This window comes from Methylobacterium sp. D54C, from assembly GCF_053345595.1.
This window is the reverse complement of sequence record NZ_JBKFAK010000013.1, coordinates 17,700-37,768: the sequence shown is the minus strand read 5'-3', so window position 1 is coordinate 37,768 and position 20,069 is coordinate 17,700. Positions and strand designations below refer to the sequence as shown.

The 20,069-nt window shown below is 73.3% G+C and carries 23 protein-coding genes; 11 read left to right on the top strand and 12 right to left on the bottom strand.

Translation table 11 applies throughout. The features are described from left to right. Position 1: 1 nt before the first annotated feature. Both ACLBYB_RS21640 and ACLBYB_RS21635 read right to left on the bottom strand, forming a co-directional pair. Positions 2-712 (bottom strand): tetratricopeptide repeat protein, encoded by a 711-nt coding sequence (locus ACLBYB_RS21640; RefSeq protein WP_091927367.1) that lies wholly within the window; start codon positions 710-712, stop codon positions 2-4. A 128-nt stretch (positions 713-840) separates the two neighbouring features. Further along, the gene (locus tag ACLBYB_RS21635) at positions 841-1,452 is read right to left on the bottom strand and encodes an NnrU family protein (RefSeq protein WP_447682578.1); all 612 of its coding nucleotides are present in this window, start codon (positions 1,450-1,452) and stop codon (positions 841-843) included. A 115-nt stretch (positions 1,453-1,567) separates the two neighbouring features. On the opposite strand from ACLBYB_RS21635, the gene ACLBYB_RS21630 reads away from it, so the two are divergent. Continuing rightward, positions 1,568-2,836, top strand: coding sequence for a hypothetical protein (locus ACLBYB_RS21630; protein ID WP_447700006.1), 1,269 nt, complete (start codon positions 1,568-1,570; stop codon positions 2,834-2,836). Between the two features lie 77 nt (positions 2,837-2,913). On the opposite strand, the gene ACLBYB_RS21625 is transcribed toward ACLBYB_RS21630, so the two are convergent. Continuing rightward, positions 2,914-3,135, bottom strand: a complete 222-nt coding sequence (locus ACLBYB_RS21625; RefSeq protein ID WP_100252755.1) for a hypothetical protein — start codon at positions 3,133-3,135, stop codon at positions 2,914-2,916. 137 nt (positions 3,136-3,272) lie between these two features. Between ACLBYB_RS21625 and ACLBYB_RS21620 the strand changes: the two genes are divergently transcribed. The 3 genes from ACLBYB_RS21620 to ACLBYB_RS21610 all read left to right on the top strand — a co-directional run bounded on the left by ACLBYB_RS21620 (position 3,273) and on the right by ACLBYB_RS21610 (position 4,713). Then, entirely contained in the window at positions 3,273-3,563 is a 291-nt protein-coding gene (locus ACLBYB_RS21620) for a hypothetical protein (protein ID WP_170863009.1), read from the top strand. A gap of 48 nt (positions 3,564-3,611) precedes the next feature. Beyond that, positions 3,612-3,872, top strand: a complete 261-nt coding sequence (locus tag ACLBYB_RS21615) for a hypothetical protein (RefSeq protein ID WP_020093792.1) — start codon at positions 3,612-3,614, stop codon at positions 3,870-3,872. 70 nt (positions 3,873-3,942) lie between these two features. Further along, a complete protein-coding gene (locus tag ACLBYB_RS21610) occupies positions 3,943-4,713 on the top strand; it encodes a lytic transglycosylase domain-containing protein (protein WP_447700005.1) in 771 nt (256 codons plus the stop codon). Between the two features lie 6 nt (positions 4,714-4,719). On the opposite strand, the gene ACLBYB_RS21605 is transcribed toward ACLBYB_RS21610, so the two are convergent. The 9 genes from ACLBYB_RS21605 to ACLBYB_RS21565 form a co-directional block, all read right to left on the bottom strand. Further along, entirely contained in the window at positions 4,720-5,388 is a 669-nt protein-coding gene (locus ACLBYB_RS21605) for an SOS response-associated peptidase (RefSeq protein ID WP_447700068.1), read from the bottom strand. A gap of 114 nt (positions 5,389-5,502) precedes the next feature. Continuing rightward, positions 5,503-6,678 (bottom strand): zinc-dependent alcohol dehydrogenase, encoded by a 1,176-nt coding sequence (locus tag ACLBYB_RS21600; protein ID WP_056523740.1) that lies wholly within the window; start codon positions 6,676-6,678, stop codon positions 5,503-5,505. A 186-nt stretch (positions 6,679-6,864) separates the two neighbouring features. Continuing rightward, entirely contained in the window at positions 6,865-8,106 is a 1,242-nt protein-coding gene (locus ACLBYB_RS21595; RefSeq protein WP_447700004.1) for a cytochrome P450, read from the bottom strand. Next, positions 8,099-9,424, bottom strand: a complete 1,326-nt coding sequence (locus tag ACLBYB_RS21590; RefSeq protein WP_447700003.1) for an NAD(P)/FAD-dependent oxidoreductase — start codon at positions 9,422-9,424, stop codon at positions 8,099-8,101. The genes ACLBYB_RS21595 and ACLBYB_RS21590 overlap by 8 nt, the downstream gene beginning before the upstream one ends. Beyond that, positions 9,421-9,657: a ferredoxin gene (locus ACLBYB_RS21585; protein WP_020093786.1), complete on the bottom strand. Its 237-nt coding sequence runs from the start codon at positions 9,655-9,657 to the stop codon at positions 9,421-9,423. Before ACLBYB_RS21585 ends, ACLBYB_RS21590 begins: the two co-directional genes overlap by 4 nt. After that, complete coding sequence (locus tag ACLBYB_RS21580; protein ID WP_020093785.1) at positions 9,657-10,973, bottom strand: glycosyltransferase; 1,317 nt, start codon at positions 10,971-10,973, stop codon at positions 9,657-9,659. Before ACLBYB_RS21580 ends, ACLBYB_RS21585 begins: the two co-directional genes overlap by 1 nt. Before the next feature lie 303 nt (positions 10,974-11,276). Continuing rightward, the gene (locus ACLBYB_RS21575) at positions 11,277-11,909 is read right to left on the bottom strand and encodes a TPM domain-containing protein (RefSeq protein ID WP_091681772.1); all 633 of its coding nucleotides are present in this window, start codon (positions 11,907-11,909) and stop codon (positions 11,277-11,279) included. Next, positions 11,899-12,711 (bottom strand): TPM domain-containing protein, encoded by an 813-nt coding sequence (locus ACLBYB_RS21570; protein WP_447700002.1) that lies wholly within the window; start codon positions 12,709-12,711, stop codon positions 11,899-11,901. The genes ACLBYB_RS21575 and ACLBYB_RS21570 overlap by 11 nt, the downstream gene beginning before the upstream one ends. Before the next feature lie 34 nt (positions 12,712-12,745). After that, a complete protein-coding gene (locus ACLBYB_RS21565) occupies positions 12,746-13,369 on the bottom strand; it encodes a LemA family protein (protein WP_376738905.1) in 624 nt (207 codons plus the stop codon). A 230-nt stretch (positions 13,370-13,599) separates the two neighbouring features. Here ACLBYB_RS21565 and ACLBYB_RS21560 point away from each other — a divergent pair, with 230 nt between their 5' ends. From ACLBYB_RS21560 to ACLBYB_RS21530, 7 genes are all read left to right on the top strand, one after another. Next, positions 13,600-13,974, top strand: a complete 375-nt coding sequence (locus tag ACLBYB_RS21560) for a hypothetical protein (protein WP_447700001.1) — start codon at positions 13,600-13,602, stop codon at positions 13,972-13,974. Positions 13,975-13,999: 25 nt separating this feature from the next. After that, positions 14,000-14,920, top strand: coding sequence for a LysR substrate-binding domain-containing protein (locus ACLBYB_RS21555; RefSeq protein WP_056523758.1), 921 nt, complete (start codon positions 14,000-14,002; stop codon positions 14,918-14,920). 100 nt (positions 14,921-15,020) lie between these two features. Beyond that, the gene (locus tag ACLBYB_RS21550; RefSeq protein ID WP_447700000.1) at positions 15,021-16,214 is read left to right on the top strand and encodes a CaiB/BaiF CoA transferase family protein; all 1,194 of its coding nucleotides are present in this window, start codon (positions 15,021-15,023) and stop codon (positions 16,212-16,214) included. Then, on the top strand, positions 16,211-17,137 hold the full coding sequence (locus tag ACLBYB_RS21545; protein WP_447699999.1) for a hydroxymethylglutaryl-CoA lyase: 927 nt from the start codon (positions 16,211-16,213) through the stop codon (positions 17,135-17,137). The genes ACLBYB_RS21550 and ACLBYB_RS21545 overlap by 4 nt, the downstream gene beginning before the upstream one ends. A 339-nt stretch (positions 17,138-17,476) precedes the next feature. Beyond that, positions 17,477-18,805 carry an MFS transporter gene (locus ACLBYB_RS21540; protein WP_447699998.1) on the top strand — a complete coding sequence of 443 codons (1,329 nt, stop codon included), beginning with the start codon at positions 17,477-17,479 and terminating at the stop codon, positions 18,803-18,805. Positions 18,806-19,324: 519 nt separating this feature from the next. Continuing rightward, on the top strand, positions 19,325-19,732 hold the full coding sequence (locus ACLBYB_RS21535; protein WP_020093775.1) for a MucR family transcriptional regulator: 408 nt from the start codon (positions 19,325-19,327) through the stop codon (positions 19,730-19,732). Positions 19,733-19,735: 3 nt separating this feature from the next. Next, a complete protein-coding gene (locus ACLBYB_RS21530; RefSeq protein ID WP_100252747.1) occupies positions 19,736-19,987 on the top strand; it encodes a hypothetical protein in 252 nt (83 codons plus the stop codon). Positions 19,988-20,069 lie beyond the last annotated feature (82 nt).

Below are 20,069 nucleotides of genomic sequence, written 5' to 3'. Positions count from 1 at the left end.
ATCAGCGCGTGATCGGCGGGGGCGGCGCGGCGGGCTCGGGCTTGGCCGCGGTCACCGTCACGGGACCGCCCGCCACGATCGCCGCGTAGACCTCGATCCGCTCGCGCAGGTTCCGTGGCGTGTCGGGATCGGCCACGATCTGGTCGAACCAGCGGCTGGCGTCCTCGTAATCGCCCTTCTTCAGGGCGGCGAGGCCCAGCATCTCGCGGGCGGTGTGGCGGAACGGGGTCCCGGCCGCGAGGCCCTGGAGGTTGGCGAGCGCCGGATCCGGGTTCTGCCCGTCGAGGCGCAGCAGCGCGGCGCGCAGGCGCGCGAGGTCGCGCAGGCCGTCGCCGAGGCCGGTATCGTCGGCGAGCTTGTCGAACTCCGCGGCCCCGGCCGCCGGGTCGCGCTTGCCGGTCTCCGCCGCGGCGCGGAACCGGGCGAGCAGGCGGTAGCCGGCCGGACCCTGCGCCTCGAGGGCGTCGAAGGCCTTGTCGGCCTCCGCGACCTTGCCGTCCTTGGCGAGGCGGTTGGCGTCGTCGAACTGCACCGAGGCCACCTCGGCCGCCGCGCGCTGCTGGGCCTGCCAGTAGCGCCAGCCCGCGACGCCCGCCACCAGCAGCACGGCGAGCGCGATGATCACGCCGCTGTAGCGCTTCCAGATCTGGAGGATCCGGTCGCGGCGGTAATCCTCGTCGACTTCGCGGAGGAACTCGTTGTTCTCGGCCATTCTATCCCGGCCCGCATGATCTCAGCGGGCCACCTCGTCGCGTTCGGGCCCCGCGCCTAACACACGGGCGCCGGGTTGGCGACAGGCCATGTCTCGGGGCCGTCTCGGGTGTCGTCTCGGGGGCCGGCTCAGGCCGGGGTACCCGGCCAGACCGGCACGCCGATCACCGGGTAGTGCAGGTAGCGGGCGAAGACGAACCACGCGGCCGTGCCGATCACCAGGGCCAGGACGTCGTTGCGCCAGCCCAGCGGGGCCGCCGCCGGACCGCCGTGCTGGGCCGCGACCGCCCCCGGGGCGAGGCCCCGGCGCTTGGCGCTGATCCGGGCGGTCACCGCCCAGGCGAGGAAGCCGCCGAACAGCAGCATCGAGCCGAGATCGCCGTTGGCGAGGAGGTGCGCCGTCGCCCAGATCTTCACGGCGAGCAGCATCGGGTGCTTGGCCTTGGCGCGGATATGGCCGGGCAGGTAGGCGGCCGCGAGGCACACGAAGGCGGGCCAGACCAGCGCCAGGGCGAGGTGGCGCGTCCAGACCGGCGGATCCCAGACCGGGATGTAGCCGGCGAGCCGGTAATCGTGGAAGCCGATCCCGATCAGCACGAGCCCGAGCAGCGACAGGGCGGTGTAGCCGAGCTTGTAGCGGCCCTCGCCGATCCGGCCGACGATTGCGGCGCGCCGGGTGCGGGCCATCGAGAAGGCGTGCGTGCCGAGGAACAGCACCAGCCCGAGGATCAGGAGAACCATGGATGACTTTCGGTCGGGCCGCGCGTCCAGTCGGCGGCAAGCACTCTGTAATGGTTCTCAAGCGAATCTCCGCCTGTTTGTCCAGGCGCGGCCGGGACGCAGCCGGGTGGCGATCATGGGTTGGGCGAACGGGATCGCCGGACGGGCGCGCGCCGCGCGCCCAACCGGCTCCGGGACGGCGGCGCGCCGGATCCTGCCGACGCTTTCCCTGGCGCTATCCGTGGTATTCCCCCTGGTGCTTCTGCCGCTCCTCCCGCGCGTTGCCGCGGCCGCGCCCGAGCCGCCGCTCTCGGCGCTGACGCTGGTCGGGCCGCCCGCGCTCGTCTTCAAGGCGGGGCGCGACGCCTGCGACGGCGCCGACGTGCCCGATGCGCCGGCGCGCGCCTTCCGGGACGCGTCGGGCGCGGTGGCGCTCTACGGGATGCATTACCGCAACCGGGCGCTGCGCGGTCCCGACCTCGAGCATCTCAAGATCGACTGCGCGGTGGTGCTCGATTCGGGCGAGAAGCCCGACCCGGCCGCCTACGACGACCGCTCCTGGATCACCGCCACCTGGACCGAGGACGGGAGCCGCGTGGCCGCGCTCCTCCACCACGAGTACCAGGCCAACGAGCATCCCGGCCGCTGCCCGGCGGCCAGCTACATGGCCTGCTGGTACAACACGATCACGGCCGCCGCCTCGACGGATGGCGGCCGCAGCTTCAAGCGGCAGAGCCCGCCTGTCGTGGTCGCCGGGGCGCCGTTCCGGCAGGAGATCGACCAGGGCCGCCACCGCGGCTTCTTCAACCCGTCGAACATCGTCGCGGACGGGACGTGGCGGTACTTCCTCGCCTCGACCACCGGCTGGACCCGGCCCGGCAGCGATCAGGAGGCCGGGGTCTGCCTGTTCCGCAGCGACGACCCGGCCGACCCGGCCCGCTGGCGGGCCTGGACCGGCACCGGCTTCACTGCCGCCTTCCCGGACCCCTACCGCGCCGCCCGCCCGAACACGGCGACCTGCCGGCCGGTCGGGCCGTTCCCGGGCCCGGTCGGCGCCGTCGTCCGGCACCGCGGCACGGACGCCTGGATCGCCGTGTTCATGGCCAAGGCGGGGGAGGGCTTTCCCCGGTCCGGCTTCTACTGGACCACCTCCCGCGACCTGATCACCTGGGACAGCCCGCGCCTGCTGCTCGAGGGCGCGACCCTCTACGACGACCCGTGCGCGGCGACGGCGCCGCTCGTCGCCTACCCGTCGCTGCTCGACCCGGACGCGCGCGGCCGCAACTTCGACGACGTCGGCGACCGGGCGCTGCTGACCTACGCGAGCCTGCGCACGGAGGGCTGCACGATCACCTCCGACCGCGACCTGCTGCGCCGCCCGGTGGCGATCCGCGTCTGGCCCTGATCCCGCTCGACCGGCGCGGCGCCACCGCGCGACACCGTCCCGAGCCTCGGGCGCATCCCGTCAGACCGGACGCGGCTCTACGGAGCGGGCCGGCCGAGCGCCACCGTGTAGGACGGGCCGGCCGCGACGGAGCGCCCCGGGAGGCCGATCCGCTGGCAGAGCACGGTGCCGAGGGTGACGCTCAGCATCAGCGCGGTCGCGGAGAGCAGGAGCGTGGTCGCCCGGGCATAGGCGCGACCGGCATGGATCAGCAGGCAGCCGAACGCGAAGATCGCGACGGCCTGGAACAGGTGCTGCACGGGCGACGTCCTCTCTGGCGGCGGACGCGCGGTCCGGGCCGGCCGGGATCGAGCGCCATCGTCTCCGAGCGGCGTGAAAACGCGGTTAACGTCGGGTATAGCTGGCTCCGGAGTCGCCCGCTCGGAGAGGAATCCGCATGTCGCGTTCGAGGGTTCCGGAGGCGCAGAGCCGCCCCGACGGGACGGGGGTGATCCCGTCCCACGACACGGCGATCCTGGGATCGGGCGCCGTCGGCGCGGGGGCGATCGGGGCGTCGGCCCTGGGTGCGCTGGCCCTCGGGGCCGCGGCCCTCGGCGTCGTGGCGGTCGGCGCCTTCGCGATCGGCCGCCTCTCGGTGGGCCGCGCCCGGGTCGGCACCCTGGAGGTCGGTTCGCTGGAGATCGACACGCTCACGGTGCGGTCGGTGCGGATGCCGGACCGCGACTGAGCCGCGGCGCCGGGGACCGGCGTCGGGAGGAATGCGAGGAGGGGAGCGATGACCGATCGGAAACCGCCCTTCCGGCCCGCGGACGCGGTCGACGCCCTCGGCGAGGTCGAGGGCGATTTCGTCCTGCCGCTCTGCCTGCCCGGATCCAACCTGCTGATCGGCGAGGACCTCGCCATGCTGGTCCTCGACACGATCCACGGGCAGCGGGTCGGGCTGCCGCTGAGCCAGCAGGGCGCGGCCGACCTCCACGCGGTCCTGGGCGAGGCCCTGCGGCTGCTGCAGGCGCGGGACCGCGGCCCCATCCAGTAGGGCGCGCCGGCGAAAGGCTTCGTTGAGGCGGCCGGGATAGACAGGTCCCGGTTCCTCTCCGTGGCGGCCGATGCGCGCTCCGTTGCTTCTCCTGCTGCTGACCTGCGCCGCCCCCGCGCAGGCCCGGCCCGCCACCTTCCTGACGGTGCACGCCGTCGGCATGGCCTCGCTGCCGCCGGTCCCGCCCGCGCCTGCGGCCGTGCCCGCGCCCGCACCGGTCGCCGCCGACGCCCGCGCCCGCTACTTGCCGCTCATCGCCCGCGAGGCCGCCGGCACCGGCCTGCCCCTCGCGGTGGCCGACGCCGTCGCGCGGATCGAGAGCGGCTACGATCCCACCGTCGTCGGCAGCGTCGGCGAGGTCGGTCTGATGCAGGTCCGCCCGACCACCGCGGCGATGCTCGGCTTCCGCGGCACCGTCGCCGAGCTGGCCTCGCCGGAGATCAACGTCCGCTACGGCGTCCGCTACCTCGCCGAGGCGTGGCGCCGGGCCGACGGGGACCTCTGCCGCGCCCTGATGAAGTACCGGGCCGGCCACGGTTCGGAGGCGATGTCGCCGCTGTCGCAGCTCTACTGCGCCCGCGCCCAGGCGATCCTCGGCAACCCGGAGGCGCGCGTCGTCCGGGCGAGCGCCCGCGCGGCCGCGCCGGACCGCCTCGCCGCGCGGCCGGCGGGCCCCGTCCACCGGACCCGCGTCGCCGCCGTCCCGGCGAAGCCGATGTCGTTCTGGGAGGCGCACCGGGCGCGCATCGCCCGGCTCAACGCCGCCGTGGTGTCGCGCTGGCGGGCCCGCGGCTGGTCGGCCGCGCCCGACGGGTCCTCCGGCGAGCCGGCCGGCGGCTAGCGCCCCTCACGCCTCGGCTTCGGCCTCCGGCCCGTCCGAGCGCGCGCCGCGGGCGACCTCGCGCATCGCCGTGTCCGGGAGCGGCCGCTGGAGCCGGAGCGCCTCCGCGGTCGGCGCCTCCAGCCACAACGCCCATTCCTCCGGCTTCGTGAGCAGGACCGGCATGGCCTTGGGATGGACCGGCCCGACGACGCCGTTCGCCTCGGTGGTCAGGAAGGCGAAGAGCCGGTGCTCCGCGGCGACCCGGTCGGGGTTCTCGCGCTTCGTGCCGCGCACGCCGGTCCAGGGCCGCCAGATCCCCGCGAAGGCGAAGAGCGGCCGGTCCGCGTCCAGGGCGAACCAGACGGGCGTCTTGCGCGGCTTGGTGTCGGCGTACTCGCTGAAGGCGGTGACCGGCACGAGGCAGCGGTGGGCGACGCCGAGCCAGGGCCGCCAGTGCGGGCTCGCGGCGTTGCGCACGTTGGTGATCGGGTGCTCGCCGAACGCCTTCGGGCCGGGCATGCCCCAGCGCATCATCGCGAGGTCGCGGCCGGTCGCGCCGTTCAGGACCACAGGCGCCAGCTGGTCGGGAAAGATAGCCGGCAACAGCGGGAGGTTTCCGGTGCGATCCTCCGCGATCTCGAAGGCCCTGCGCAGGTCCGCCGGGCCGGTTCGCAGGCTGTAGAGATTGCACATGGACACCCCGCGTGGTCGGTGAGCGCGTTGCCGGCTCTACACGCTTTCGGGACGCCGCGCCCAGCCCGGCGGAGAGGGGCGTCCCGGCCGATCGCCGACCGGGACGCCGCCGCCTCAGTTCAGGTGGAACACCACCTTCACGCAGCCGTCCTTCTTGTCGCGGAAGGTCTTGTAGAGGTCCGGGCCCTCCGCGAGATCCTGCGAGCGGTGGGTGATCAGGGAGGTCATGTCGATCTTGCCCTCTTGGATCAGCTTGGTCAGCGGCTCGAGGTAGCGCTTCACGTGCGTCTGGCCGCTCTTGAGGGTCAGGCCCTTCTGGACGATCGAGCCCATGTTGACCGGGATCGGCCCGCCGTAGACGCCCGGCACCGAGACGATCCCGCAGGGACGGACCGCCTTGATGGCCTCGGCCAGCGCGTAGGGGCGCTCGGTGGCGGTGAGCTTCTCCTGCACCGTCGACAGCATGCCGGTGAGGCCGCCGTGGCCGGCGCTCGCCTCCATGCCGACGCAGTCGATCACACCGTCGGCGCCCTGGCCCTTGGTGATCTCCTTGATCCGCTCGAACACGTCCTCGTTCATGAAGTCGATGACGTCGGTGGCACCGGCCTTCTTGGCCAGGGCGATCCGCTCGGGCACGGTCTCGATGGCGATGATCCGCTCGGCCCCCATGATCTTCGCGGACTGGATCGCGAAGATGCCGACCGGGCCGGTGCCCCAGACCGCGATCGTCTCGCCGCCCCGGATCTCGCAGTGCTCGGCGCCCTGCCAGCCGGTCGGCAGGATGTCGGTGAGGAACAGGACGGATTCGTCGTCCATGCCGTCTGGCACCTTCATCGGGGCGACGTCCGCCATGGGCACGCGCACGTACTCGGCCTGGCCGCCCGCGTAGCCGCCGGTGAGGTGCGAGTAGCCGAACAGGCCGGCCGTCGTGTAGCCGAACTGCGCGGCCGCCATCTCGGCGTTGCGGTTCGACCGCTCGCAGACCGAGAAGTTGCCGAGCTTGCACTGCCGGCATGCACCGCAATTGATGTTGAAGGGCACCACGATCCGGTCGCCCTTCTTGAACTTGGTGAAGCCCTGTCCGACCTCGACGACCTCGCCCATGAATTCGTGGCCGAGGACGTCGCCGCTCTTCATGGTCGGCATCAGGCCGTCCATCAGGTGCAGGTCCGAGCCGCAGATCGCGCAGCTCGTCACCTTGATGATGACGTCGCGGGAATCCTCGATGACCGGATCCGGGACCGTGTCGCAGCGGATGTCGTTGCGGCCGTGCCAGCACAATGCCTTCATGGCGTCGTCTCTCCGGAAGCTCTCGGGATTGCGGCCGTCTCGGCCGCTCTCCCGTAAAGCCCGCCTCGGCACGGCCAAGTTCCGGCGTCGCCGTCCGGGCGACCGCGGGCGAAGGGGTTTACGAATGTTTCACGTGAAACAGCCCCGTTCACCGTCGCTTTACGACTCGCGCCGGCCCGGTCCGGATCAGGCGATCCCGTCGATGCTGATGCCGAGCTGCTCGGGCCCCCGGAGCGACGCGCCCGGCCGGTAGGGCGGCGGATCGACCGCGAGCCGCGGGGCGACGAGGCGGCGGCTCAGCGCCACCAGGGCGATCTCGGCCTCGAGCCGCGCCAGGGGCGCGCCGACACAGTAGTGCAGGCCACCGCCGAAGCCGAAATGCTCGATGTCGCCCCGGTCGGGATCGAAGCGGTCGGGATCCGCGAACCGGTCGGGATCGCGGTTCGCGGCGGCGAACATCAGGATGACGGGGGCCCCCTTGGGGATCATCTCGCCGGCCACCGCGATCGCGCCGAGAGCCTTGCGGGTCCGGAAGTGCACCGGCGGCTCGTAGCGCAGGACCTCCTCGATCAGCCGCGGCGCGCGCTCCGGATCGGCCCGGAGCCGCTCCAGCTCCTCGGGGTGCCGGAGCAGGGTCAGCATGGCGTTGGTGATGAGGTTCACGGTGGTCTCGTGACCGGCGACCAGCAGCAGGACCGCCGTCGACAGGAGGTCGAAGTCGCTCATCTGCTTCCGGCCGTCCGGACCGGGGGCGGCGAGGCCGCTCAGCATGTCGTCGGCCGGGCGCCGCCGCTTCTCGCGGATGAGATCGCGCATGTAGGCGGCGATCTCGTCGAAGGCGCCGACGATCTGGCGCCGGGTCGCGTCGTCGTGGCGCGCGTCCGGCTCGACGGCCGTGGCGAGTTGCGTCGCCCAGGCCTGGAACCGCGGCTCGTCCTCGCGCGGCACGCCGAGCAGCTCGCAGATCACCGTCACCGGCAGCGGGTAGGAGAGGTCGCTCACGAGACAGACCTCCCGCCGGTCCCGGCAGGCGTCGATCAGGCCGTCCATCTCCCGGGCGATCCGCGGCCGCAGCGCCTGAACCCGCGCGATCGAGAATTCCCGCATCACCAGGCTGCGCAGCCGGTCGTGGTCCGGCGGATCGCGGAAGATGAACGGGCGGTGCGTGGCGCTGATGCGGTTCTTGATCGGGTTGAGGATCAGGTCCTTGAGCGGGTTGCCGGTGCGGGGCCGCCGGGGCGGCGGCAGATCCTCGGAGCTGAGCCGCGGGTCAAAAAGCAGGCTGCGGATCGCCGCGTGCGTGGAGACGACGTAGCTGCCGTCGCGCTGGCGGGAGACCGGCTGCTGCCGCATCCGTCGATAGAGCGGGTACGGGTCGGCCCGGTTGGCCGGATCCATTACCGCGGCGAACAGCGCGTCGTCAGACATGGACGGTCTCGGCGGAAGGCCGCGCCGGGGCGGCTCGGTGCGGCGGCGGGAAGCCCGGTGCCGCCATCTCGACGCGCGGCCGGTCGGTGGCGTCGGTGATCGGCGGGAACGGGTCGCCGGCCGTGATCGCCTCCGCGTAGGCCGGCAGCCAGCGGGCCTGATCGAACGAGACGGCCGCGATGCTGCGCCCGGCGCGGCCGTAGACGGCGAGGAAGCGCCGGGAGGCCCGTGAACCCTGCACCACCGCCACGGAATCGGCGCCGTCGGGGAGGCCGACCAGCTTGATGTTGATCCCGAACTGGCTCGACCAGAAGGCCGGCAGGTGGCCGTAGGGGCGCTGGTCGTCGGGCCCGGCCAGCATGTTGCGCGCGGCGTGGGCGGCCTGCTCGACGGCGTTGCCCCAGTGCTCCACGGCGATCAGGCGATTGCCGTAGAGCGGGATCGGCCACCGGGCGACGTCGCCCGCGGCGTAGATGTCCGGGCAGGGCACCCCGTCGGCGTCGAGGGCCCAGCAGGCCGCGTCGCAGGTCACGCCGCCGGCATCCGCGCGCAGGCCCGCGCCCCGCAGCCAGCCCGTCGCCCGGGTCGCCCCAAGGGCGGCGATGACGAGGTTGGTCTCGACGGTGCTGCCGTCCGCCAGCCGGGCCCGGGCGACGTGCCCCGCCGCGTCGCCCTCGAACGCCCGCACCATCGTGCCGGGGCGGAACGTGGCGCCGGATTCGCGCAAACGCTCGGCGATCACGCCGCCGACGAAGGTCCCGAGACCCCGGGCCAGGGGCGCGGCGTTCGGGTCGACCAGGGTCACGGGCAGGCCGAGGTCGCGCAGGCAGGAGGCCGCCTCGCAGCCGATCAGGCCGCCGCCGACGATGAGCACCTGCCGCGGGCGCGCCAGCAGGGCGTCCCGCAGGGCGGCCGCGTCGTCGCGCCCGCGCAGGGTGAAGATGCCGGCGAGCCCGCCGCCGGTCTCGGCCGGCCAGGGCCGGGCCTCGGCGCCGGTGGCGATGAGCAGGGCCTCGTAGGCCAGCGCCGACCCGTCGGCGAGCCGGAGCGTGCGGGCTACCCGGTCGAGGGCGACGGCTGGGCTCCCGAGACGCCAGCGGGCGCGCAGATCCGCCAGCTCCGGCAGTCGGGTCGCGTCGGCGGCGAGCTCGCCGGCGAGCACGTGCTTCGACAGGGGCGGGCGGTCGTAGGGCCGGTACGGCTCGGCGCCGACCAGTGTGAGCGGGCCGTCGTACCCGCCCCGCCGCAGCGCCTCGGCGCCGCGCAGGCCGGCGAGGGAGGCGCCGACCACGACGATGCCGGCGGGTTCGGCAGTCACGGCGCGTCTCCGTCGTCCGGGCCGGCCTGGAGGCTGATGGCGCGGACCGGGCAGGCCTGCACGGCCCGCTCGATGGCGCCGCGGCGGTCGGCCGGCGGCGCGGGATCGTAGAACAGGATCTCGTGGCCGCGGATCGCGAAGGCGTCCGGCGCGGCGTAGCAGCACTGGGCGTAGCCCTGGCAGCGGTTGAGATCCACGACGACCCGGAGCGCCGCGGTGTCGGAGGCCGGCATCACGCCGACCTCGCCAGCCGGCGCGCGGTCCCGGCATCGGTCCCGGCGCGCGCGAGATCGTCCAGAGCCGTCAGGATCGACGCCATGGCGTCCCGGGCCGCGAAGGCGTCCCGCAGCGCCCCGGCGCGCGCCCGGAAGTCGGGCTCGCCGAGCACCCGCGCCACCGCGGCGCCGACCGCCTCCGGGGCCGGCGCGTTGGTCCCGAGGTTGATCCCGACGCCGGACCAGCCGATGCGCGCGTTCACCTCCGCCTTGTCCTCGGTCAGGCCGGCCGACACGATCGGCACGCCGGCGGCGAGCGCCTGCGAGACGCTGCCGTAGCCGCCGTTGGTCACCAGCACGCTCACCCGCGGCAGCAATTCGCGGAACGGCAGGAAGCACGACACCCGGGCGTTGGCCGGAACCGGAACCTTCAGCGCGTCCACCGGGCGGCCGCCGGTGGTGGCCAGGACCAGCAGATCGTCCCGGTCGGCCAGGGCGGTCAGTGTCGGCTCGACCAGCTCGCCGAAATCCGCGTTGGCCAGCGTGCCCTGGGTGACCAGCACGACGGGCCGACCCGCCGCGTTCGCCGCCTCCAGATCGGGCCACCAGTCCGGGAGCGGCGCGGGCGGCGTCGGCGGATCGAGCAGGCCGATGAAGCGCAGGCCGGGCGGCAGGGTGCCGTACTCGTACTCGAAGCCCGGCACGGTCGGCTGCAGGAACAGGTCCGGCAGGACCACGATCGAGTGGGGCAGGGACGCCGGCAGGGGCGGCAGGCCGAGCGCGGCGAGCTTCGCGTCCGTGTAGGCCCGCACCGGGTTGACGAAGGCCGCGTCCATGCCGGCCTTCAGGGTGGCGTAGCGGACGAGGTCGTCCCGGTCGCGGGCCGGCGGCAGGCCGAGGCCCACGGGCGCGTGGTCGGGCCGGTCGAGGAACAGGATGCTGACGTTGACGGTCACGATCGGCGGCCGCGGCGCGCTGTCGAGGAGCAGCGGGAGCGCGCCCAGGAACATGCTGCCGGCCAGGATCACGTCGGGCGCCTCGGCCGCGATCAGCGCCCGCAGGGCGGCGGCCTGGACCGGCATCGGATCCACGAACCGGCGCTCGAACTCGCGGCGGTAGCGCTCCGGGCCGGCCGGCAGCTCGGTCTCGCGGTACTCGGCCGCGTGGTTGTCCGCGTAGGGCGTGAAGCGCAGGCCCGCCGCCTCGACCTTCGGCCGGAAGGCCGGGTCGGTGAGCACGAGGACGTCGTCCCCCCGGGCCGCCACCGTCCGACCGATGGCGAGGAGCGGGTTCACGTGGCCGGTGAGCGGCGTCGCGGCGATCAGGATCTTCATCACGGCCTCCTCGAGCGCCGCCGGTCGGGCCGGCGTCGCTCCTGCTCGGGTGCCGGCGCCTTCACGCGCGGGTGCCCCGTGGCCCCCGGCGCGCCGGACTCACAGAGGAAATCGCGGCCGGTCCAGCGCAGTTACACAACCCCAAGGTGCTTGGTGCGGCGCCGCACCATGGCATCCGGTTGAAGTCCGACGCAATATCGGAGTGTCACAGGCCACAGCGATCGTGCGGCCTGCCGGATTTGGGCGCGTCCACCGTTCGAATGACGCGTCACCGGCGCCCGACCGCGACGGCCGGCGGCGCCGTCAGTCGACCACGACGACCCGGTTCGGCAGCTCGTCGGGATCGCCCGGGCCCGCGGGGAGATGCTCCGCCAGGCAGGCCCCGACGCGCGCGACCGCCGCCGTCAGGCCGTCCTCGATGGCGCCGCGCCCGAGCGCCGGTATCAGCTCGGCGAGGATCCCGTCCCAGGCGGAGGGCGGGATCTCCCGCAGGACGCCGAGATCGGTGACGATCTCGGCGTGCCGCTCGGCGAGCGACAGGTAGAGCAGGATGCCGGTGCGCCGGCGCGTCAGGCTCAGGCCGCGCGACCAGAAGGCTCGCCGGGCCGCCTCCCGGGCGCGGGCGCGGCGCAGGCGGCGCGGCACCAGGGCCATGCGCAGCCGCTCGTTCTGGCTCGCCGCGAGGATCGCCGCCACGAGGGCCGCCTGCGCCAGCAGGATCGACGCGGCGCTCCAGGCGGTCAGGGCGATCAGCGGCCAGGGCAGGACCAGCGCCGTGACGAGGGCGGTGAGCAGCACGATCGAGCGGTAGGCGCCGGCGCGCCGGCTCACCATCACGACGATCTCGCCGGAGGTCCCGGCCTCCGCGCGCCCGACCGCCTGGGCGAGCCGCTCCTGCGCTTCCGGAGTCAGGACAGCCGCGCGTCTACCAGTCACCGGAGGCCCCTCCGCCGCCCGACGAGCCGCCGCCGCCGGAAAATCCACCGTCGAAACCGCCCGAGGAGCCGCCCGACCCGCCGTCCGAGAAGCCGCCGCCCCACCCGCCCGAGCCGGGCCCCGGCAGGATGACGAGGCCGCCGGGCCTCGACCGGCCGCCGCGGCTCATGCGCCACGCGACGAACACCACGATCAGGAGCAGGACGACGAAGACCGCCACCTGGGCGGGATCGACCTCGTCGGACCGCACCTGCGGCTTGCGCTGCCAGTCCTGCGCGTCGCCGGCCAGGATCGACAGGATGCCGTCGACGCCGGCGTCGAGGCCGCCGAAATAGTCGCCGGTCTTGAAGCGCGGCGTGATGGCGCCGGCGATGATCACCTTGGACAGGGCGTCGGTCAGCGCCCCCTCCAGGCCGTAGCCGACCTCGATCCGGACCTTCCGCTCGCTCGGCGCCACCAGCAGCAGGACGCCGTTGTTGGTCTTGGCCTGCCCGAGCTTCCAGTCCCGGAACAGGCGGTTGGCGTAGTCCTCGACGGCCGTGCCCTGCAGGTTCGGCACCGTGGCGACGACCACCTGGTCCGAGGTCTTGTCCTCGTGCGCCTTCAGCTTGGCCTCGAGGGTGCCGCGCTGCTCCGGCGTCAGGATGCCGGCCGCGTCGACCACGCGGCCGGTCAGCGTCGGGAAGGTCAGCTCCGCCGCCAGCGCCCCGAGCGCGAAGACCGTCAGGCACGCCGCCAGGACGGCGAGCGACAGGGCGAGCCGCACCCGGTCGGGCAGGATCCCGCCCCGGGTCCGGGTCATGGTCGGTCCTACGCGCCGCCCCACGCGCCGCATCCTAGAACTTCACGTTCGGCGGCCGATCGGCGTTCGGCGTCGCCGTGAAGGTCTCCATCGGCTTGGCGTCGGGGTAAAGCACGGCCGCGATCCAGCGGCCCGGGATCGTGCGCACCTCGGTGTTGTAGGCCTGGACCGCCGTGATGTAGTCGCGCCGCGCCACCGCGATGCGGTTCTCGGTGCCCTCCAGCTGGGATTGCAGGGCGAGGAAGTTCTGGTTCGACTTGAGGTCGGGATACCGCTCCACCGTCACCAAGAGACGTCCGAGCGCGCCCGAGAGCTGGTTCTGGGCGTCCTGGTACTCCTTGAACTTCTGCGGATCGCTGACCGTGGAGGCGTCGACCTTCACGCTGGACGCCTTGGCGCGCGCCTCGGTGACGCCGATCAGCACGTCCTTCTCCTGCTGCGCGTAGCCCTTCACGGTCTCGACGAGGTTGGGGATCAGGTCGGCCCGCCGCTGGTACTGGTTCTGCACTTCGCTCCACGCGGATTTGGCCTGCTCCTGCAGCGTCGGCACCCGGTTCACCGCCCCGCAGCCGGAGAGACCCGCGGCTACCAGGATCACCGAGAGCACGCCGAGGAGGCGCGCCGCGGGCGATGTCCGGCGCACCGCGCCGGCCGTCAGCGTCGTTCCCATATCGTCCCCCATCTGCCGGCCGAGACTCGGCCGCTTGATCACGAGCCCGAGAGATAAGGGCCGGAACCGCCAAGGTAAGGCCCTCGCCCGACGGGTCTTGAAGGTTTGTGGCGCGGCCCGCTAAGGGCGTCGGCAACGGACCGGGCCGGCGCACGTTCGGACCCTCGAGCCGATGGTCCGGCGGAGGACCGATCGGCGCGGCGCCGCGGAGGCCGGGAATGGATGCAGCACTCGCCGACCATGTCAGGGCCGCCAGCGCCGACGCGCGGCGCCACGCCCGGGCGTACCGGGCGCCGTCCGGCAAGGACGCGCTGCCCTGGTCGGTCATCGCGACGTTCGACGCCCGGGTCCGGGGCCACCTCGCCCGCGACTCGCGGATCGAGGACGAGCGCGACCGCGTCCTGATCGCCGCCGTGAAGCTCGCCGAGACGCCGGTCGAGGAGGGCGACGAGAGCGTCGCCGCGGCGCGCGCCCACCTCGTCGACGCGATCGACTACCTGGAGCAGGCGGTGCTGCGGTTCGGCCTCGTCAACCGGGAGGGGGCCAAGGCCGGACTCGGTACCTACGGCCAGCCGGTCGGATCGCGCGACTGAGGGCGCGCCCGGACCGAGCCGCCCGATGTCCGCCGACCTGCCCGCGGCCGCGACCCTCAGCCGCCTCGACCTGAAGACGCTCCGGCTGTTCGCGGCCATCTGCGCGGAGGGGACCCTGAACGGCGCGGCCCGCCGGGCGGCGATCGCGCCCTCGGCGGTGAGCAAGCGCCTCGCCGAGCTGGAGCACGCGCTGGGCTGCACCCTGCTCACCCGCGAGCCGCGCGGCATGCGGCTCACCCCGGCGGGCGAGACCCTGCTGCACCACACCCGGCGGATGCTGGCGAGCGCCGAGCAGATCGCCCTGGAACTCGCCGAGCACGCCCGGGGCGTGCGCGGCTTCGTGCGGGTGCTCGCCAACCTCTCGGCCATCGTGGAGTTCCTGCCCGAGGACCTGCAGGCCTTCCTGGCGGCGCAGGACGGGATCCGGGTGGACCTGGAGGAGCGGCCGAGCGGCGGCGTCGTCGCCGGCGTCGAGGAGGGCTTCGCCGATCTCGGCCTCTGCGCGGACAACACCGACACCCGCAGCCTCACCGCCTACCCGTACCGGAGCGACCGCCTCGTCCTGGTGATGCCGGCCGGGCATCCCTTGAGCGGACGCGGCGCCGTCGCGCTGGCCGACACCCTCGACTACGACCATGTCGGGCTGCACGCGGAGAGTTCGATCTACGCCGCCCTGCGCGACGAGGCCCGGCGCCTCGGCCGGCCGCTGCGGCTGCGGATGCACGTCCCGAGCTTCGACGCGATCTGCCGCATGGCGCAGGTCGGGCTCGGCCTCGGGACCGTGCCGGAGCGCGTCTACGCCCTGCTCGGCCCCCCGATGCGGCTCGCCGCGGTGCCGCTCACCGATCCCTGGGCCGTGCGCACGCTGCGCCTCGTGGTCCGCCCGGGCGCCCTGTCGCCGGCGGCCGCCCTCCTGCTGGAGCATCTCCGGGCCGCCGGTCGCTGAGCGTGCGTTCTCCTGCGGCGAACGCACGGTGGTGCATGGCGTTTGGACTTGGCCACCGGAAGAGCCCTATCTCCTGGGCAACAAACGATGGAGGAAAGCCGTGTCCGGTCCGCTCAGCGGTATCCGCGTTCTCGAGCTCGGTCAGCTGATCGCCGCGCCCTTCGCGACGCGGCTGATGGCCGAGTTCGGCGCCGAGGTCATCAAGGTCGAGCCCCCGGGTGAGGGCGATCCCCTCCGGAAGTGGCGCAAGATGCACGAGGGCACCTCGCTCTGGTGGTACCTGCAGTCGCGCAACAAGAAGTCGATCGCCGTCAATCTGAAGGCGCCCGAGGGGCTCGACATCGTCAAGCAGCTCGCCGCGAGCGCCGACGTGGTGGTCGAGAACTTCCGTCCCGGGGGCCTGGAGAAGCTCGGCCTCGGCTGGGACGTGCTCTCCGCCCTCAACCCGAAGCTCGTGATGGTGCGGATCTCCGGCTACGGCCAGACCGGCCCCTACCGCGACCGGCCCGGCTTCGGCGCCATCGGCGAGTCGATGGGCGGCATCCGCTTCACCACCGGCAGCCCGGAGGCCCCGCCGGCCCGGGTCGGCGTCAGCATCGGCGACACCCTGGCCTCGCTCCACGGCGTCATCGGCGCGCTGATGGCCCTGCTGCGGGTCAAGACCGGGCAGGGCGCCGGCCAGGTCATCGACGTCTCGCTCGTCGAGAGCGTGTTCAACGTCATGGAGAGCCTCGTCCCGGAATACGACCTGCTGGGCGAGGTCCGCACCCGCACCGGCGGCGCCCTGCCGGGCATCACCCCGTCGAACACCTACCCGACGCGGGACGGCGGCTACGTGGTCATCGCCGGCAACAGCGATCCGATCTTCCGCCGCCTGATGACGGCGATCGGCCGGCCCGACCTCGCGGACGATCCGGCGCTGCGCAACAACGAGGGCCGCTCCAGGCAATCCGCCATGCTGGACGGCACCATCGCCGACTGGTCGAAGACGCAGACGGTCGAGGAGGCGCTCGCCGCCCTCGACGCCGCCGACGTGCCGGCCGGCCGCATCTACTCGGTGGCCGACATCGTGGCCGACCCGCATTATCAGGCGCGCGACATGATCCTGCAGGCGGAGCTGCCCGGCGGGACCGCGGTGAAGATGCCCGGCATCGTCCCGAAGCTCTCCGATACGCCCGGCGAAGTCCGCTGGCAGGGGCCGGCCCTCGGCGCCCACACCGATTCCGTGCTCGCCGAGCTCGGTCTCGACCCGGCGCGCATCGCCGCGCTGCGCGAGAAGGGAGCCGTGGCATGAGCGGCGACGCCCTGATCGTCCAGGAGGTCGCGACCCGCGACGGCTTCCAGATCGAACCGGTCTTCGTGCCGACCGCGGAGAAGATCTGCCTGATCGACGCTCTGGCCGAGGCCGGCTTCAGCCGGATCGAGGTCTCGTCCTTCGTCTCTCCGAAGGCGGTGCCGGCGCTCGCCGACGCGGCCGAGGTCTTCTCCGGGATCCGGCGCCGGCCCGGGACCGTCTACGTCGCCCTGGTGCCGAACCCGAAGGGCGCCGAGCGGGCGCTCGCCGCCAGGGTCGACGAGATCAACCTCGTCGCCTCGGTGAGCGAGACCCACAACCGCGCCAACATGGGCATGAGCCCGGCCGACTCGATCGCCGGCTTCGCGCGGATCATGGATTCGGTGCGCGGCGCCCCGCTCAGCACCAACGCCACGGTGGCGACCGCCTTCGGCTGCCCGTTCGAGGGCGACCAGCCGGCCGACAGGGTCGTCGCGCAGGTGGAGCGCTACCTGTCGCTGGGCGTCGACGGGGTGACGCTGGCCGACACGACCGGCATGGCCAATCCCCGGCAGGTGAGCCGCCTCGTCGCGCGGGTCCTGCCCCTGGTCGGTCCCGGGCGCCTGACGCTCCACTTCCACAACACGCGCGGCCTCGGCCTCGCCAACGTGCTGGCGGCCTACGACGCGGGCGCCCGCCGCTTCGACGCCGCGCTCGGCGGCCTGGGCGGCTGCCCGTTCGCACCCGGTGCCACCGGCAACATCTGCACCGAGGATCTCGTCAGCATGGCCCACGAGATGGGCCTGCCGACGGGCCTCGACCTCCCGGCGCTGATCGGCCTGTCGCGGGACCTGCCGCGCCTCGTCGGCCACGACGTGCCCGGCCAGGTCGCTAAGGCCGGACGGCCCTGCGACCTGCATCCGGCCCCCGCCCGGGCGGCCTGAGCCGGAGACGGGGAGGGGCGGGCTCACAATGGCCCGCCCCACGCGTTGGACGCGACGCGCTCCCTCTCCCGTCCGGGAGAGGGTCGGGGTGAGGGGTGAGAACTCTCCGGATGCGGCACACCGTCGACGCGCCGGCAGGACGCTTCTCATCCGGACAGACCTGATCCCTCACCCTGTCCCTCTCCCGCACGGGAGAGGGGACCCGCGCCTCGTCCGGCGAAGGCGGCGTCGCCGTCGTGTGCCGTGAGCTGCGCCCGAACCTGACTTCGCGGGAAGCCGCCCGCCCGAAGGCGGCACCGCCCACGACACGTCCCTCAAGAACACACCACGGAGGAAACCATGACCGCAGCCCTGTCCGGGTCGCCGGCCGCCGCCGAGGCCGGCGCGGTGACGGAGACCGGCGTCGTCCGCAAGGTCGCGTGGCGGCTCATGCCGCTGATCATGATCTGCTACATGTTCGCGTTCTTCGACCGCATCAACATCAGTTTCGCCAAGTTCCAGCTCCAGAGCGACCTCGGCTTCAGCAACGTCGCCTACGGGCTCGGCGCGAGCATGTTCGTCGTCGGCTACGTGATCTTCGAGGTGCCCTCGAACCTGTTCCTCTACCGGGTCGGGGCGCGGCGCTGGATCGCCCGGATCATGATCTCCTGGGGCATCGCCACCGCGCTGATGATCTTCATCCGCAGCGAGTGGCACTTCTACGCCCTGCGCTTCCTGATCGGCGCCATGGAGGCGGGCTTCGCGCCGGGCATCCTCTATTACCTGACCATCTGGTTCCCGGCCTCGCATCGCGGCCGCATCACCTCGTTCATGTTCGTGGCCTCGGCCTTCTCGGGGATCTTCGGGGCGCCGGTGGCGGGCCTGATCCTCGGCGGCCTCAACGGCGTCGGCGGCCTCGCCGGCTGGCAATGGCTGTTCCTGGCCGGCGGCCTGCCCTGCCTCGTGCTCGGCCTGCTCGTGCTGGCGCGCCTCGACGACCGGATCGCCGACGCGACGTGGCTCTCCGAGCCCGAGAAGGCGCTCCTGTCGAGTCGGATCGCCCACCACAACCGGGACATCGGCGACCACTCGCTGCTCGGGGCGATCCGCCAGCCGGGCTTCCTGATGATCGGGCTGATCTACTTCCTCCTGCAGGTCGGCTCCTACGGGCTGAACTTCTGGGGACCGGACCTGATCAAGACCGCGAGCGGCGGGCAGGCGGCCTCGGTGGGGTTCCTGACGGCGATCCCCTACATCTGCGGGGCGATCAGCATGGTGGTGATCGGGCGCCTGTCCGACGCCTCGGGCGAGCGGCCGAAATTCGTCGCGGGCCTCGCCATCGCGGCGGCGCTCGGCTTCTTCGGCGCCGGCCTGTTCGACAAGCATATCGTGCCGCTGATGTTCGCCCTGGCGCTCCTCGGCGCCGGCATCGTCGCCTCGATCCCGACCTTCTGGACGCTGCCGGCCAAGCTCGTCACCGGCGTCGGCGCGGCGGGCGGGATCGCGCTGATCAACACCCTCGGGCAGTTCGGCGGCATCGTCAGCCCGGTTATGGTCGGCTGGGTGAAGGATCTCACCGGCTCGACGACGCCCGCGCTCTACGGGATCGGCGTGCTCTGCCTCGTCGCCGCCGGGCTGGCGCTCTTCGCCATGCCGGCGAGCCTGCGCCGGAGCGACCGCGCGGTGTGAGGCGGCCCGCCGCCCCGGTCGCGCCGGGGCGGTGCATCGCGGCTGGCCGGCGCGGGCCGGCCGTTCCGGACCGTCGGGCCGCGACCGGCCCCGGAGCGGGGGGAGACGGGCGTGGCCGCACGCCGCGCGGGCGGGATCGGTCAGGCGCGCGACCGCCGCGACCGAGCGGTCCCGGATCGGCGCCGGGGGCCCCCGAGGTTGCGCGCCGCCGGGATCGGCCGATGCCGATATCCGGTTCAGACGCCGATCTCAGCGACCGAAATCAGTGAACGTATCAGTAACCATGGCGGGAATGCCGCCGGTTGCGCGGTGGAGCAAAAAACCTCGCGCTGCCGGACAAACCGCCGGCCGCTCATATTGTATATTATCTGCAACCTCAAGAAACGGAGTGAAATCAACTTGAGGTAGAAATCCCTCGGCTGGCCCGTCGCCTCGGTTTCGTCCCGCAAAGCCCGCGCGAGCGGGCCCACCGGAGACGGAGCGCGCGGATCGGGACGCCCTCGAACAGCGATGTCTCAGATGGACCACCTCACCGACCACCGTTCAACCTTCATGCTGGAGAAGGTCGGCGCGATCGTCGCGGCCTACGTCTCGCGCAACGCGATCGAGGTCACGGCACTGCCGGCGCTGATCGACCAAGTGCACACGGCGATCGCGGTGCTCCGCTGCGCGCCGTCGGAGTTCGGCGGGGTCGGGCTGAGCCAGTCGCAGGTCGATGCCTCGATCCAGCAGGACGGCCTGATCAGCTTCATCGACGGCCGGTCGTACCAGACCCTGAAGCGCCACCTCACCGCGCACGGCCTCACCCCCGAGCGGTACCGGGCGAAGTACGGCCTGCCGGCCGACTACCCGATGGTGGCCCCGGGCTACGCCGCGCGGCGCTCGGAGATCGCCCGGGCGATCCAGCTCGGCCACAAGGCGGCCTGAGCGATGGCGCCCGACGCTTCCGCGGATCCGGCCCGGGACCGCGCGCCGTCCCCGGGGGCGGCGCGCACGAGCGACGCCCTGAGCCGCATCGCCGGCATCCTCGACGTGCCGGTGGCGAGCTTCTACCCGGATGCCGACCGGCCCGACGCGGCCATGACCCAGGCGGCCGACCTCGTCTCGGCCTTCGTGGCGATCGACAGTCCGGCGGCGCGCCGGACCTGCCTGGCCTTCGTGCGGGCGATGGCGAGTTCCTGAAGCGCCGGGGCGCGCTGCGGGAGGCCGGAGACCGGGTCGCTTCGTCGGCGGGCGGAGCACGGTCTCCGGCCCGTCCGGCCGG

Bases quoted from the DNA above. Each gene is read 5' to 3' on its own strand.
- ACLBYB_RS21640 (WP_091927367.1), bottom strand. From the start codon at position 712: ATGGCCGAGAACAACGAGTTCCTCCGCGAAGTCGACGAGGATTACCGC.
- ACLBYB_RS21635 (WP_447682578.1), bottom strand. From the start codon at position 1,452: ATGGTTCTCCTGATCCTCGGGCTGGTGCTGTTCCTCGGCACGCACGCC.
- ACLBYB_RS21630 (WP_447700006.1), top strand. From the start codon at position 1,568: ATGGGTTGGGCGAACGGGATCGCCGGACGGGCGCGCGCCGCGCGCCCA.
- ACLBYB_RS21620 (WP_170863009.1), top strand. From the start codon at position 3,273: ATGTCGCGTTCGAGGGTTCCGGAGGCGCAGAGCCGCCCCGACGGGACG.
- ACLBYB_RS21615 (WP_020093792.1), top strand. From the start codon at position 3,612: ATGACCGATCGGAAACCGCCCTTCCGGCCCGCGGACGCGGTCGACGCC.
- ACLBYB_RS21610 (WP_447700005.1), top strand. From the start codon at position 3,943: ATGCGCGCTCCGTTGCTTCTCCTGCTGCTGACCTGCGCCGCCCCCGCG.
- ACLBYB_RS21605 (WP_447700068.1), bottom strand. From the start codon at position 5,388: ATGTGCAATCTCTACAGCCTGCGAACCGGCCCGGCGGACCTGCGCAGG.
- ACLBYB_RS21600 (WP_056523740.1), bottom strand. From the start codon at position 6,678: ATGAAGGCATTGTGCTGGCACGGCCGCAACGACATCCGCTGCGACACG.
- ACLBYB_RS21595 (WP_447700004.1), bottom strand. From the start codon at position 8,106: ATGTCTGACGACGCGCTGTTCGCCGCGGTAATGGATCCGGCCAACCGG.
- ACLBYB_RS21585 (WP_020093786.1), bottom strand. From the start codon at position 9,657: ATGCCGGCCTCCGACACCGCGGCGCTCCGGGTCGTCGTGGATCTCAAC.
- ACLBYB_RS21580 (WP_020093785.1), bottom strand. From the start codon at position 10,973: ATGAAGATCCTGATCGCCGCGACGCCGCTCACCGGCCACGTGAACCCG.
- ACLBYB_RS21570 (WP_447700002.1), bottom strand. From the start codon at position 12,711: ATGACCCGGACCCGGGGCGGGATCCTGCCCGACCGGGTGCGGCTCGCC.
- ACLBYB_RS21560 (WP_447700001.1), top strand. From the start codon at position 13,600: ATGGATGCAGCACTCGCCGACCATGTCAGGGCCGCCAGCGCCGACGCG.
- ACLBYB_RS21555 (WP_056523758.1), top strand. From the start codon at position 14,000: ATGTCCGCCGACCTGCCCGCGGCCGCGACCCTCAGCCGCCTCGACCTG.
- ACLBYB_RS21545 (WP_447699999.1), top strand. From the start codon at position 16,211: ATGAGCGGCGACGCCCTGATCGTCCAGGAGGTCGCGACCCGCGACGGC.
- ACLBYB_RS21540 (WP_447699998.1), top strand. From the start codon at position 17,477: ATGACCGCAGCCCTGTCCGGGTCGCCGGCCGCCGCCGAGGCCGGCGCG.
- ACLBYB_RS21535 (WP_020093775.1), top strand. From the start codon at position 19,325: ATGGACCACCTCACCGACCACCGTTCAACCTTCATGCTGGAGAAGGTC.
- ACLBYB_RS21530 (WP_100252747.1), top strand. From the start codon at position 19,736: ATGGCGCCCGACGCTTCCGCGGATCCGGCCCGGGACCGCGCGCCGTCC.